The sequence below is a fragment of the Neorhizobium populisoli genome, from assembly GCF_019430945.1.
Taxonomy (GTDB): domain Bacteria; phylum Pseudomonadota; class Alphaproteobacteria; order Rhizobiales; family Rhizobiaceae; genus Neorhizobium; species Neorhizobium populisoli.
The window spans coordinates 1-12,939 of sequence record NZ_JAHYCB010000031.1 but is presented as its reverse complement, the minus strand read 5'-3'; the positions used below and the strand labels follow the sequence as shown (position 1 = coordinate 12,939).

The window sequence follows — 12,939 nt, the reverse complement described above, 5'->3', positions numbered from 1 at the left end:
TTGCCAGGCTGGACGGGCGTTTCCCGCGGCTCATCGACAAGCTTGCACGCGTTCATCTGCTGGTGCTCGATGATTGGGGAACCCATACCTTGAACGATCGGCAGCGCCTCGATCTGCTGGAAATCTTCGAGGAGAGATATCGGCGAAAGTCTACCCTGATCACGGCCCAGCTTCCCGTGGCCGCCTGGCATGAGATGATCGGTGAGGCGACTTTAGCGGATGCGATCCTGGACCGTATTGTTCACAACGCCCACCGCATAACGCTCGAAGGTGACAGCATGCGGAAGCGGAAAACACCAACGCTCTTGACCGGCGCCGAAATAAACGAAATCAATCACCCCTGACAGAAACCAGGCTGGCGGAACTCGATCGAACCCGCTGTCCGCGACTTAGCGAAATGCTTGTCCGCGACTTGCTGAAATCGCTGTCCCGATTCATTGAAATCCGCACATTATAAAGAAATGGCCCAAATCATCGAGCAAAACAGCGAAATTCACGTCGAGGAGGCCTCAGCGGCATCTCTCAGCACGGCGGCTGGGCATGATGTTTCCGCGCCGGAGATGTCGACGTATAACGCCCTCCCCCACTTACTGATCAGGATCAGGCGCCCGCGCATCTTGCCAGCCTCGCCGATCGCGCCTGGGGATACGTCGCAGCGGCGAGCTCCGCCAACACGCGCAAAGCCTACGCCGCCGACTGGAAGCATTTCTCCGCCTGGTGCCGCCGATCCCGCCTCACTCCCCTCCCCCGCATCCGCAAACTGTGGGCTCTACATCACGGCCTGCGCGTCGGGTGCTGCCATGCGCGGCGTGAAGGCAAATTCCGTATCGACGATCGAACGTCGTCTCTCCGCCATCTCCTGGAACAATGCACAGCGTGGCCTCTCGGTCGATCGCAGGGACCGACATATCGCCACCGTAATGGCGTGACGAGTATCCGCACTCATTCGGCGGTCAATGCGTCTCCGAACAAGAAAGCAGCGATGCTCTTCAAACTTGCTGGATGATCTCGTGGGTTGAACTAATGGCCCAACGTTAATATCAATGAGGCGTGGGTAAAAACCTTACATGCCACCCACTCAAGCCCGATCAGCAATGGTCGGCTTTTTCTATTAGAGCAGTGCCGAAACTACCGCGATGGCTCCGAACATACCCGCTGACACTGCGATGATAACATTACGACCTCGGAAATCGCCATACATGAGGTAGCCCACGGTTGCGCCGACTGCTGCGCCACCGGAGATCAAAGCCATCAGTACAAGAATGTTGTCCATCGCGCCCACTAAGACAGGGGAAAGGCCCGCCGGTGCATCAGCGAGCCTCTCTCTCGATCAACGAAGAGAAGCGATCAATGGAGCCAGAAACCGCTTCGATTACCTAACTGAACAAACGGCCGATTGTTTCTGTCCGAAAGCGTACCGACTACTGCCGATTTTTCGGATAGCCGCGAGAGATACGAACGCTACGGTCGGCCTCAGCGGCGGCGGCGATAAACGCCTCACGTGCCGTCTCTGCATCGGCCTTACCTTGAAGCACTGCAAAACAAGTTGCCTTAGCAGCAGCCAGTGCCTGGCCTTTTTCCAGCGGCCAGTCGAGGACGAGCGTTCAAGCGGCTGCATCTGTGTCGGCTATGGTCTGATACACGCCCAAGCGTTTGAGTTCGATTTCGACAGGTTGTCCCCAATCCCCACGCATCATACCAGTTACTCCGCTTACACGTATGCCGATTCAACAAGGGCAGCGAAGAATCGCTCCGGTTGAAACGAATCAGAGGCGGGGCTATCACAGGTTCGCTGATGAATAGCGTTCCCACGTGGAGTTCATGCTCTCCAACGTCAGCACAAACTAAACCCGGTCCCTCCTATGGCCGGGTTTCTTTTTGCGTTTAGGTAAGCAAGCATGGACTAAAGGCCCGGCTGTAAGATGAGAACCGATGGGTACTATTTGTGCGCGAATTCAGTCATTGGCTGGCTGGTAACGGATAAGGTCGTGAGGTGTGGAGCCTGACCTTATCCGTTTAACAAATGTTATTTGTCAGGTATCGTACCGACGACAAATCAGATATTCATGCTTCTGCGACCAACGAGATGCGGCTTGTAATCGTAACGGGGTGATCTGGCTCATGCTGGACACCCCGTTTCGCATTATTGATGACGCTTATAGTCGTCCAACAGACAGCGAACATTTCCAGCATATCCACAGATCATACACATGGACGCTAATGAAGATGTGGCTAAACTGGAGGCTTCAATAGCCGCAGGCCGTTGTTGGGCAAAATCTTGATGAAGCCTCGCGATCCAAAGCAAGCAGCGCGTTGACCAGTTCATCTTGCGAGAAGCCTTTGGGTACGAGCGGGATGCCAATCTCGTAGAGGCTCAGCGCCTTTTCCGGTTCTATTTTCAGTTCGCGCAGCAGGTCGATGATGGCCTGCCTGACTTCTTCCCAACGTTCCATGTGTCTCCGGAGGCCTTAATTAGACTTCCCTAAAATATGGAATGGCAATTAACAAAGCATCCCTAGACCTCATCAAAAGGCAGAAGGCTTTCGCGCTACTGCTTACATCTGCCTGCAAAAGTTCCTACTATTGGATACGGCACCACCAATGGCCTCACACGCTCAGACGTTGGCAAGAAGACGATCACACAGGCAGATGCCGAACGGCTCCTAGCGGACGACGTGAAGCGTTTCGAACAGGCCGCTGACCGGCTCGTCAAGGCGAAACTCTCTGACAATCAGCGCGGCGCACTCGTCTCGTGGACCTATAATTTAGGCGAAGGAAAATCTCGCTGCTTCGACCTTGCTCAAGTACATCAACGCAGGCAAGCCCATCGCTGATATCGAGCGCAGTTGGCTTCAATGGAATAAGGCCACAGTCAGGGGTGTGAAGGTCGCGCTTGCCGGTCTTACGACACGTCGCCAAGCCGAAATCGCATTGTGGAAGACCCGCTAATGCGCAATCGGTTCGAGGAAAAGGGTGCGAAGACGTGGGGCCAAAATTCCAGTACGAGGCCGAACGCCTCTCGTACACGGTGCAGAAGAAGTATTTGCCGGATTGGATCGACGCCGCCAACAAGCGGAACGTGGAAGCCAAGGGACTATTCACGGCAGAGGATCGCGCCAATCACAAGGCGATCCGTGCGCAGTACCCTGACTGGGAAGTCACGATCATCTTTCAAAAGGCTGACCGCAAAATCACTAAGACTAGTAAGTCGAGTTATGCCGACCGGTGCGACGGCAACGGCATCAAGTGGAAGCAGGCGTAACAAGTTCGTCATCAAGCGTACAATCTGTTGCGCGTCTTCAAGGAATCACTAATTAAGCGCTTGCCCAACGATGGCGCGTTGGGAAACGGTGCGCTGACTATGATCACAGGCGAGCCTCGGCGGACGGAGGTTGGTGGGCATCCTTCGTCTGCCTCGCGCCAATCACGACCGCAACCCTTTGATCATGTCGACTAATGCCGGAAGCAGTTCCGGCTGCATGATCGCGACGATCACGAAGATCACCACGATTGAACTAATGGACACTGTGACTTTGAAAAACGAAATTTCCATTTGACCAAAACTCCTGTTTCACGAGGTCGATTCAACATCTGGCCCTAATATAAAGTGAGCATCGAAAACGAGGAAAAATGTCGCCGGTTTTTTTTGTAAATGACCGGCTTACACACAGGAAGCGGTGGATTATGGGGATTACTTGCGCGGCTCTTCCTTCTTCATGACCTTGATACGAGAGCCGAGCGCCCGCAACTGGTCGAAGATAAAAGGCTCACCCGGCGCTTTAGTCCGATCACGATAAGAAGCCTGAATACGTCCGACTTGACGCCCTTTGAGGTTGCGCAGCCCACACACACATGGCGTACAAGCACTTCTAGGAAGATAAGGCAGCGGATGGCGTTGATGACCACTCCTATTGGGAGTTGATCAATGCAGTATGAATCGCATCTTTTTTAATGGATGGTGTCAGTTGTGGGCAATTGCTTGGTGTGTGGCCGCCTCTCTTGTGAGTGTGACCGAGGTTCTCGATGTCCCGCCCCTGGCGGCGCTGCGCTGATCTCGCCGATACTCTTCATTGCTCTCGGGCCGCGGTGCGGCCGTTCCCAGGCGGGTTTGTTTGTTTAGCGGAAGCCGAGGGGCTTCGCCCCTTCTCTCCCCGAACAGGTCTTCCGCCCAGCATCCTCCGCTGCGCTGCGTTCCGTGCAGCCGGTTCCCCGCGAAGACCTGTTGTCCGCTTCGGGCCCCGCCACTCACGCGGCCCCGGGAAGCAGGACGCAGGTCCTGTTTCCGTGAACCAAGGAAGGGTAAATCCCATGAACATCATCATCATCATGCCGCAGAAAATCAGCGCGGTCGCAGTCGGAGGCAAGCTCCCTCTGCCAAGCTCGCAACTTTCTTTCGCCTCTTCTGTCTCTCAACACTGAAGTGTTTTCCACGAGCGTCTCCGAAATTTTTCTATAAGCAACTTATTCCAGATTTGCTCGATCCGGCAACGATCTGCCGCGCGGTCCCAGTAGTTGCGAAAAGAACGACATTTCCGTTGCAACCTCGAAACGTACGATGTCTTGGGCAGCGGCGCGAGCAGCTGTCGTGAGAGCGGAAGACCTAACGACAGACCATCGAATTTCTGATAAACGTCTCTCGGAAAGACTTATCGGACGTTTTCCTCATTGTAGTGAAATGGCGCAAATCATCGAGCAAAACAGCGAAATTCACGTTGAGGAGACCTCAGCGCCGTCTCTCAGCACAGCTTCCCTTGGTGAGGTTTCCTCGCCGGAGGTGTCGCTCGATAGCCCCCTCCCCTCTTCCGTCGGCAACGATCAGACACCGGCCCATCTCGCCGGCCTAGCTGATCGCGCCCGGGGTTACGTCGAAGCCGCCAGTTCCGCCAATACCCGCAAGGCTTATGCCTCGGACTGGAAGCATTTTGCGGCTTGGTGCCGGCGGTCCAACCTGGCTACCCTCCCGCCACACCCACAAACCGTCGGCCTCTATATTACCGCCTGCGCCTCCGGCACGGCCGAGAGAGGAGCCAAGGCCAATTCCGTTTCCACAATCGAGCGCCGCCTTTCCTCTCTCAGTTGGAACTATGCACAGCGAGGTCTCTCGCTCGATCGCAAGGACCGGCATATCGCCACCGTGATGGCCGGCATCCGCAACAGCCATGCCAAGCCACCGGCCCAGAAGGAAGCGGTCATGGCTGAAGACATCATCGCCATGGTCGAAACACTCGACCGCGGCACTCTGCGCGGCCTGCGGGATCGGGCCATGTTGCTCATCGGCTTCGCTGGAGGTCTTCGCCGCTCCGAGATCGTCGGCCTCGATCTGAAGGCCGACCAGACTGAGGAAGGTCGCGGCTGGATCGAGATCCTCGACAAGGGCATGCTTATTACCCTGCGCGGTAAAACCGGATGGCGAGAGGTCGAGGTCGGCCGCGGCTCGGCCGATGCGACCTGCCCGGTCGCCGCAATCGAGATCTGGATCAAGTTCGCTAAGCTGGCTCATGGCCCCCTGTTTCGTCGAGTAACGGGGCAAGGGAAGGCTGTCGGGTCGGAGCGGCTGAACGACAAGGAGGTCGCTCGGCTTGTGAAAAGGGCCGCAATGGCCGCAGGCGTTCGCGGTGATGTCAGCGAAATTGAACGCGCCTCCAAGTTCTCCGGCCATTCCCTCCGCGCGGGCTTGGCCTCCTCCGCTGAAGTCGACGAGCGCTACGTACAGAAGCAGCTTGGGCACGCATCAGCAGAGATGACACGCAGATATCAACGGCGACGTGATCGTTTCCGGGTAAATCTGACCAAGGCATCCGGGCTTTAGCTGTCCCCTCCCCTGCCGTTCACGCGCTTGCAGAAAACTCGCTATCGCATTATAGTCACCATAGTCATTTTGGTTATAGGTGAAGCGATGCAAACATCAACGCACGACGATAAAAGCTGGACGGTCGCTGGCGCGAAGGCAAAGCTCTCGGAGGTCATGGAGCGCGCGCAATTGGCACCTCAGACGATTACACGCAATGGAAAGCCGAGCGTGGTCGTCGTTTCTGCAGACGAGTGGCAGAAGAAGACTGGGCGCAGGGGATCGCTTGCGGAATTTCTGTTGGCATCGCCTATGCGCGGAGCGGATCTGGATCTTCAACGTCAGCATGACGAGCCGCGTGACTTGTCGTTATGAGACTGCTGCTCGATACGAATGTGCTGTCGGAAGTTACCAAACCTAGCCCAGCTGAGGGTGTTCTGAGATGGATTCACGGCTTGGACGAAGACCGCACGTTCATCAGCATCGTATCGATTGCTGAAATTAGACGCGGCGTCGCGTTGATGGATAGCGGACGAAAGCGCGATGCCCTGGGCGAGTGGCTCGCGCATGATCTGCCTCAGCGGTTCGAAAATCGGATTATTCCACTGGAAGCGCCCGTCGCCCTGGCCTGGGGCGATCTCATGGCGCTTGCCAAGCGAAGCGGTCGTGGGCTTGCCTCGATGGACGGGCTGATTGCAGCTACCGCCGTCGCTCATCAGTTGACGCTTGCGACACGCAACACCAAGGATTTCGAGGGCTTAGGAGTTGATATTTTCAACCCATGGGCGGCTTGATTAACCCCGTGTTCGTCGGTGGAAAGGATTAGTCTGCATGCTCTCATACAGCTTGCTCAAAAACCACGCCGGCATCCTGCTCGTCGGATACCACACGTCCCTGACCTGGCTGCGAGGTCGTCCACGAGGTGAATGACCGCTCACGGGTTATTATAGACAAGGAAGGCTCGTTTCTGGGCCTAGCCTACGATGTGCGCAAAGCCGTTGAGCGGCAACGTGAGGTTATCCAGCCGCCAAAGCATTTGGAGGAAATCGGTGTTCGATACGGTGTCCAGATCCTCTGGCCAGTTCTTCTGCTGCAGCAGAGGCTGTTGAGGCAAGCCCCGGTGGCAAGGAGTTACGCCCGCGGCAGATCACCTACAAGAACGAACGCCCGCTCGTGGATGAAGATGGCATGCTACGTTATCGGGCCAGTAAGCTCGACTACGATGCCTGCGCCCTGAAACCAAGATGCTGCCCGAACTCTCCGGCGCGCAAGATACCACGCTCCATCCATGAAGGCGCTCGCGATATGGCGCGTGCATCAGAGGAAGAAGGTCGAGATGCTTTTTGCCCACCTGCTCAAACGCATCCTCAGACTGGATCGTCTGCGATTACGAGGGCCGAACGGAGCGCGTGATGAGTTCCGCCTCGCAGCAGCAGCCCAAAACCTCCGGAAACTCGCAAAGCTGATCCCGCCACCAATGCCAAGACCGGCGTGAAGGGAAATACGACACGCCCCGACAACGGAAGCGTCTGAGCAAGATTAGCACGCGCCTTTTTCAACAGTATCGGCCGATAACGGACCCCGCCGCCAATCATCGCTACCGAATGGAGAAGGAATAAGCGCAGGTCGTCTTGCTTATCCAAGCATCGCGAGATTGATGAAAGGAAAGTTTGACGACCTCGCCAGCTCGGGCGCGCTCGACACGCGTTGCGGGAAATCTGCCGAAGTTAGTTACGAAGCCATGTTCGGCGTCCGAGCTTACCTCTGCGCCACAGTCCTCGTTACGTGCTCGGATGATCACCGTGACGAGGCGGTCAGTGGATGAAGTGTAGGTGAAAGAGTTCGCCATGCCTTGCTGCACGGTTCCCGTAAACTCTTGAGCAGCCCCGTCCGAGGTCAGAACCACTTTGGTTGGGGGATCGCTAGCAAGCGCCACGCTGGAGAGGGTTACGAGAGCGGCAATCGTCAAAGCCGAAGAGCGCATAGTGATCTCCTTAAAAATCAGCATGCGCACAACTTGCGGGTAATAGATACTTAAATCGTTTAATCCGCCCGCGCTATCATCGGGCGGGCCTTGATCCATGCCGTCATGATTGCGGCGCTGACTACGATCGCTAGGGTGGCCAACGCGAGGACGGGAATGGTTAAAAACCGAAACTCAGCCGTATCGCGGAGCGTCTTCGTGCGCTTTGGTAGACGATCAATAGAATAGGGCATTCGCGATGAGCTCCAGGTCGTATCATCTTCGGCTATCTTACTGAGATCGTGCTGTCATCCCCAAAATGGGTGACGGCCCCAGCGCAAATCATCGCGGTCTATAGATGCACAGGATGGTGCCCCCGCCGAGGAGTTGAACCTGGATCTGCTACAAACGAGGTAGCTGCTCTGACGTTGAGCTACGAGGGGCATCGTACTGTCACGGCAAAGCTGCCTGTCAGTTTTGGGGGCCACCCGAACACCGACCAGCCACCGATAACAGGAGCGGTGGCTGGTCGAGCAGTTGAAGAAGGCATTCAGGGGAATGGACTTCCTCTAGGCTCGGGGGTTGAGCCCGCTCTACAAGTGTCTCGCGGGGATATCGTTCCAAGCCCCGCGCCCGATCATCGCTCACGACGGCTTATGGCGCGGTGACACCGATCCCAATACTCGCCAGACCTTGGCCGAGGCCGTCATTATGGTTGCGCTGACGATGATCGCTCTGTCTTCGAGTATCTTATCGACATCAGCAGCTTGAAGCTGGCGAAGAGGGGCTGACTGCGCACCTGATGCGAATCCGGAGCTTATTGCCCGGCTGCGCGAAGGTTTTCTTGGGCAAGCCCTCCAGACTTCTTCGGTTCTTACGGCACTGTTGATCTCTGGTCGCCTGAAGAATGCCGTTGACTGAAATGCTTACTTGATGGCCGGGTCGTTGTCCGCTTTGGGGCCGTAAGCGGACCCAGCACCCAATAATCGCCGACGACCGCTTGCGCCAATAGGGGAGTCGAAACAGGATTAAGCAGAGGTTGGCAACCCGGTCGGCCTTGGAGGTCTCCCAAATGAAATGCTCATCGCTCCTGTTGATCAGCGCCACGCTAGCCGTTGCAATGGGCGCGCACAGCGACGCTGCAACGTTGGGCAAATCTTTTCGACAAGGGAGAAGTGGCATCGTCCAACTGCTTGCATCGAACGACATGCATGACCTTCACTTGGTTACTGCTACGCCGACATCATAGAGGAACGAGGAGTTTTATCCTTGAACTGCACTGAAGTACTTGAGCGCGTTCGAGAGCTGGCGAAGGGCATGGGCGTCGCCCTACAAGAGGGCGGGTTCATTGAGCATGATTTAGAGGGGATTGTCCGAGAAGCATGGGCTCTGATCGAGAAGCGAAAACCGAACTAGAAGAACCAATCGATATTCAAGATCAGCTTCGAACCTAAAAAACTGCCCCGTCGCCATTCGTCGATCGTCGGGGGCATTCGCCGTTCTGTCAGTAAATCTTCAGTCTTTTATGAGAAGCTCCCATCATCATGTAACTCTCTCGACGGGAAAATCTCAATGCGTTTTGCGCTCGCCCTTGTCGTCTTCGCCAGCTTAAGCCACCCAGCGATTTCAGCACCGATCGACGCTCTTACTAAAGCCGAAGAAAAAGCCTACGAGGCTTGGGGCAAGCTTGGCTTGACTGAAAGAACCTTCACCTTCGTGACGGAGCCATCGCAGGGGTACGGAATTTACCAAGAGAAGCAAACCAGCATCTTCAAGCCTGGCGAGAAGGTCATCACATACGTTGAGCCGATCGGCTACGGTTGGAAAGAGTTGCCCCATGACATGTATGAACTGAACTTCGTCTCAGACGTGAAGATCAAAGCAGCAAATGGGGACGTAGTCCTTGACCAGAAGGGCTTTGCGAAAAATGTCCTGCAAAGCCACAATGCGAACATGGAGTTCTCAATGGACTTTACCCTGACTCTTACCGGGGCCCCAGCTGGAAAGTACACTCTGACCTACACGATCCACGACATGAGCGGTGACCAGAAGTCAAGTTTCGAACAGGACTTCACGATCGCCGCAGATTGATATCGGTAGCGTTTATCGCATTCCTCTCGCACTCTTCTTCAGGTCTTCTGATGCCTTGATATGCGAGTGGGCAAGACCCGCGAACGGTGCCTTCAACGTCTGATACGGCCTCTCGGCGGCCTTCCGCCAGGGATAGAGTGGCCGCGGCCTCACCTGGGCGGTCGGCATCCCCAGATAAAGAAGTGGCGCGGCTCGTGAAGCGGGCGGCGATGACAGCCGGCGTGCGTGGAGATTTGAGTGAGATTGAGAGGGCTTTCAAATTTTCCGGCCACTCGCTGCGCGCAGGCCTCGCCTCTTCAGCCGAGGTCGATGAAAGATACGTGCAGAAGCAATTGGGCCACACCTCGGCCGAGATGACGCGGCGATATCAACGTCGACGCGACCGCTTCCGCATCAATTTGACGAAAGCGGCCGGGCTATAGTTAGCCCCTCCCCTAATCCAGGGTAAGATCTTAAGGGGAGATTTCGGCGCCGAATTCCGCCTCTCAGCCCATCAGTTGAAACTTGAAGCTAAAGCATCACACAAGACAGGTTCCAGGGTATGGCTTCAATTTATCGATCTTGGAGTAAACCGTGTAAGGCCTCATGTTCAGGCCCGTTGGGTTTCAGTGCGAGGAAGGCGTCGACCGACCTGCGTGTTTCATGCCCGCCCGACGCGGGATTGGCGCGATGTAGGACAAAGGCATCTTCACGCTTGCGCTGACCGCATAAGAACCAGCGGTCGCCGTTGGAGCTCGCGGCGAATTCAATCTGCTCTTCCGGTTCGCAACGTTCCTCAGCAGGCTTCTGGTCCAAGCGATGCGCCTGCCCGAGAGAGATCGTCCCTTGATCCGCCAGTTCGCCAAGGCCTTGAGTGTCATCGCTGGTTGTCGAAGCGGGATACCCATCCGGTTGAATCATGCCGGACCGGATCTGCTCGATGAGAGCGGTCTCCGCCGCGTGGTCCGCTCCCGCTTCGGGCTTCAAGTCAAGCGTCGCGTAGTCCGCTCTTCTTAGAAGCTTGCGAAGAAGAGACTGTTTCACGCCGGTTATGTTCACCATAGCCAACCCTCCGAGATTAGGAACAGGATGAAGACGAAGCTTGTAATGGCGACAGCTACGGGAGCGGCGCTGGAAGGGCTTGGGCCAAAATTTTTAAGGTGAGAAGCATCGTCTCTCCGTGAATGCATCGTCCAAGCAGCGGTCGATCCCCGATGATAGCCCCTTATCACGCGGGCTATGGTGCTCACTTCCGGCGCCGAGAAGGACGTATCGGTTTCAGCTCAATCGGCTTTGCTTCGCGCAATTGGCGCAGGCGCTCGGTTTTGCGGATCCGGTCGGCCGCTTCCGTTTCAATGATTTGTCTCGCGGCTTGGCTCGTGGTCGCAGCCTTATCGCGTGCGGAGATCTTCTCGGGCTTGAACAACTCCTGCGTTGTCATGGTCATGATAATCCTCTTCGGTGTGTAGCTCGGACGCATCCGAGACGTCGACGGTTGGATCGAAGCCGGAGACGAGACCGGCCAAAAACGAAAAGGCCGGGCGCTAACCCGACCTCTCACAGTCACTCAGCTCTGCTGCCAGTACATCCGTGGTCAGCGGGGCGAATGAAAACTTAAGCTGCCTGAAGATTTTCGGCCGAGCTTTTGCCGGACTTACGGTCCTGGACAACCTCGTAGGAGATCTTCTGGCCATCCGAAAGCGAACGCATTCCGGCGCGCCCGACAGCAGACGCATGGCCGAAGACGTCCGTGCTACCGTTATCCGGTTGGATGAAGCCAAAGCCTTTGGTGGAGTTGAACCAATTTACGGTACCACTCGTCATCATGATTTCCTTTCAAAACAATCGTTGGTTCCCGCGACGCCTTGCGGGATAAGATCGATGATTTGAGAGGAAATCCGACGGGAGCGGGGCTCCAGACCAACATCACAAGCAATGGTCGATTACCAATATATGGGTACAAGCTCTGATTTTACAAGGGCGCGCCGGATTTATGTTCAGCCCACAGAGAATTCAACCGCTCCGTCTGTCGCTCGCACCATCAAACGATTAAAGTGATATCCACGTCGACATCCATCGACACGAACGCGTCCGCAGCACCGATAAACGTTCCCGACACAGGCGTAAGCTGGGTAATCTCGCGTGCGACGGCCATCGGGATCAGGTTGGCGCTTCCAATGCCCCTGTTTGTCGGATCGAATCCGATCCCTCCTGCACCCGGGAGGAACACCTCAACCCATGCATGGGTCGATCCGCCCGATGACGAACCGAAGAGGGTGCTCGCTGGGTTATAGAGATATCCAGAGACGATCCGCGCCCCGAGCCCAAGAACCCGGACAGATTCGGCAAGGAGTGTCGCAAGGTCCCGGCAGCTCCCGGACCTTAGACGAAGGGTCTCCAGCGGAGGCTGTGTTCCTTCAATATCTCGCGGCTGATAGGCAACGCCGTTCGCAACGCCGGCGCTGAGGTCCTTCAGCAGCGACAGCGTGTCGGTCGAGTTCCCCATAACGAAGCCCCTGACCCACTGCTGCAATTCGCCAGAGGGGTCGGGATACTGAGCATCCCTGAGAGAGCCAAGATCCTCCCAATCCTGATCGTTGTAGCGGAATTGGTAGGTTATGCCCGACGCAGCGATGTCGAACACCGGCCAGGCTTGCGATTTCAGGTCGACGTTGGCATGGCTTATGATCTCCAGCTGCTGCGTCGGCTCCGAGAACGTCAGGGTCGCAACTGCATTCCCAAATACATCCGTAGCCCAAGCCACCCAGCCTTCCGGCGAGACGGTGATCTGGTGATGTTGCAGCAGAAGATCCGGCCCTTCGCGCGGTCGTAGCAATAGCCGATAAGGCAAGAGTTGAACGGGACATCGGTAGCGGTAGTTCGTTCGGTGCTTTATGGAAAGCTTTGCCATTTCCGCTCCTCGCGCCGAAGTACCCTAAGCGCGTATATGTTCAGGGCGGGTTTCTCCCTTGGGGCAGCCACGGACACCTCATCTCATAAGCCCTGCGGATCGCAGCGCACTCTCGATGACGTCCTGGACATAGTTCGTGACCTCCTGGCGATCATCGCCTTGTCTTTCGTTGGAGGTCGCGGTGCTAGCATCGGGTCTGGCGCGACG

At 56.2% G+C, this 12,939-nt stretch carries 16 protein-coding genes, 1 tRNA gene and 3 pseudogenes; 11 read left to right on the top strand and 9 right to left on the bottom strand.

Going from position 1 to position 12,939, the window contains the following annotated elements; translation table 11 throughout:
- Together KX729_RS32670 and KX729_RS32665 are read left to right on the top strand one after the other, a co-directional pair.
- Window positions 1-344: ATP-binding protein (locus KX729_RS32670; RefSeq protein WP_219746600.1), on the top strand; the 344-nt coding region annotated here is incomplete at its 5' end.
- Between the two features lie 216 nt (window positions 345-560).
- Window positions 561-926: pseudogene (locus KX729_RS32665) on the top strand (integrase); the annotation flags it as partial.
- A 185-nt stretch (window positions 927-1,111) separates the two neighbouring features.
- Here the strand turns inward: KX729_RS32665 and KX729_RS32660 are convergent.
- From KX729_RS32660 to KX729_RS32650, 3 genes are all read right to left on the bottom strand, one after another.
- Window positions 1,112-1,273 carry a hypothetical protein gene (locus KX729_RS32660; RefSeq protein ID WP_219746599.1) on the bottom strand — a complete coding sequence of 54 codons (162 nt, stop codon included), beginning with the start codon at window positions 1,271-1,273 and terminating at the stop codon, window positions 1,112-1,114.
- 148 nt (window positions 1,274-1,421) lie between these two features.
- The gene (locus KX729_RS32655; protein ID WP_219746601.1) at window positions 1,422-1,583 is read right to left on the bottom strand and encodes a DUF982 domain-containing protein; all 162 of its coding nucleotides are present in this window, start codon (window positions 1,581-1,583) and stop codon (window positions 1,422-1,424) included.
- A gap of 663 nt (window positions 1,584-2,246) precedes the next feature.
- Window positions 2,247-2,453, bottom strand: a complete 207-nt coding sequence (locus tag KX729_RS32650; RefSeq protein ID WP_219746598.1) for a hypothetical protein — start codon at window positions 2,451-2,453, stop codon at window positions 2,247-2,249.
- 108 nt (window positions 2,454-2,561) lie between these two features.
- On the opposite strand from KX729_RS32650, the gene KX729_RS32645 reads away from it, so the two are divergent.
- From KX729_RS32645 to KX729_RS32620, 7 genes and pseudogenes are all read left to right on the top strand, one after another.
- Complete coding sequence (locus tag KX729_RS32645) at window positions 2,562-2,834, top strand: lysozyme (RefSeq protein WP_246618042.1); 273 nt, start codon at window positions 2,562-2,564, stop codon at window positions 2,832-2,834.
- A complete protein-coding gene (locus KX729_RS34780; protein WP_376776121.1) occupies window positions 2,797-2,949 on the top strand; it encodes a lysozyme family protein in 153 nt (50 codons plus the stop codon). The genes KX729_RS32645 and KX729_RS34780 overlap by 38 nt, the downstream gene beginning before the upstream one ends.
- Window positions 2,950-2,983: 34 nt before the next feature.
- The gene (locus KX729_RS32640) at window positions 2,984-3,262 is read left to right on the top strand and encodes a PDDEXK family nuclease (protein WP_219746597.1); all 279 of its coding nucleotides are present in this window, start codon (window positions 2,984-2,986) and stop codon (window positions 3,260-3,262) included.
- A gap of 1,413 nt (window positions 3,263-4,675) precedes the next feature.
- Window positions 4,676-5,809, top strand: coding sequence for a site-specific integrase (locus KX729_RS32635; RefSeq protein WP_219746596.1), 1,134 nt, complete (start codon window positions 4,676-4,678; stop codon window positions 5,807-5,809).
- A gap of 87 nt (window positions 5,810-5,896) precedes the next feature.
- Window positions 5,897-6,163 (top strand): type II toxin-antitoxin system Phd/YefM family antitoxin, encoded by a 267-nt coding sequence (locus KX729_RS32630; RefSeq protein ID WP_136543707.1) that lies wholly within the window; start codon window positions 5,897-5,899, stop codon window positions 6,161-6,163.
- Window positions 6,160-6,582, top strand: a complete 423-nt coding sequence (locus tag KX729_RS32625) for a type II toxin-antitoxin system VapC family toxin (RefSeq protein ID WP_219746595.1) — start codon at window positions 6,160-6,162, stop codon at window positions 6,580-6,582. The genes KX729_RS32630 and KX729_RS32625 overlap by 4 nt, the downstream gene beginning before the upstream one ends.
- A gap of 322 nt (window positions 6,583-6,904) precedes the next feature.
- A pseudogene (locus KX729_RS32620) lies at window positions 6,905-7,283 on the top strand (IS5/IS1182 family transposase); the annotation flags it as partial.
- A 102-nt stretch (window positions 7,284-7,385) separates the two neighbouring features.
- Here the strand turns inward: KX729_RS32620 and KX729_RS32615 are convergent.
- Both KX729_RS32615 and KX729_RS32610 read right to left on the bottom strand, forming a co-directional pair.
- Window positions 7,386-7,871 (bottom strand): hypothetical protein, encoded by a 486-nt coding sequence (locus KX729_RS32615; RefSeq protein ID WP_219746594.1) that lies wholly within the window; start codon window positions 7,869-7,871, stop codon window positions 7,386-7,388.
- Between the two features lie 248 nt (window positions 7,872-8,119).
- Window positions 8,120-8,195: transfer RNA gene (locus tag KX729_RS32610), tRNA-Thr, on the bottom strand.
- 1,128 nt (window positions 8,196-9,323) lie between these two features.
- On the opposite strand from KX729_RS32610, the gene KX729_RS32605 reads away from it, so the two are divergent.
- Window positions 9,324-9,842: a DUF3324 domain-containing protein gene (locus KX729_RS32605; RefSeq protein ID WP_219746593.1), complete on the top strand. Its 519-nt coding sequence runs from the start codon at window positions 9,324-9,326 to the stop codon at window positions 9,840-9,842.
- Between the two features lie 173 nt (window positions 9,843-10,015).
- Window positions 10,016-10,264 (top strand): annotated as a pseudogene (locus tag KX729_RS32600) (tyrosine-type recombinase/integrase); the annotation flags it as partial.
- A 130-nt stretch (window positions 10,265-10,394) separates the two neighbouring features.
- Here the strand turns inward: KX729_RS32600 and KX729_RS32595 are convergent.
- The 4 genes from KX729_RS32595 to KX729_RS32580 all read right to left on the bottom strand — a co-directional run bounded on the left by KX729_RS32595 (window position 10,395) and on the right by KX729_RS32580 (window position 12,732).
- On the bottom strand, window positions 10,395-10,883 hold the full coding sequence (locus KX729_RS32595) for a hypothetical protein (RefSeq protein ID WP_219746592.1): 489 nt from the start codon (window positions 10,881-10,883) through the stop codon (window positions 10,395-10,397).
- 184 nt (window positions 10,884-11,067) lie between these two features.
- A complete protein-coding gene (locus KX729_RS32590) occupies window positions 11,068-11,268 on the bottom strand; it encodes a hypothetical protein (RefSeq protein WP_219746591.1) in 201 nt (66 codons plus the stop codon).
- Between the two features lie 167 nt (window positions 11,269-11,435).
- Window positions 11,436-11,645 carry a cold-shock protein gene (locus KX729_RS32585; protein WP_219746590.1) on the bottom strand — a complete coding sequence of 70 codons (210 nt, stop codon included), beginning with the start codon at window positions 11,643-11,645 and terminating at the stop codon, window positions 11,436-11,438.
- 217 nt (window positions 11,646-11,862) lie between these two features.
- Window positions 11,863-12,732 (bottom strand): transglutaminase family protein, encoded by an 870-nt coding sequence (locus KX729_RS32580; protein WP_219746589.1) that lies wholly within the window; start codon window positions 12,730-12,732, stop codon window positions 11,863-11,865.
- Window positions 12,733-12,939: the final 207 nt, after the last annotated feature.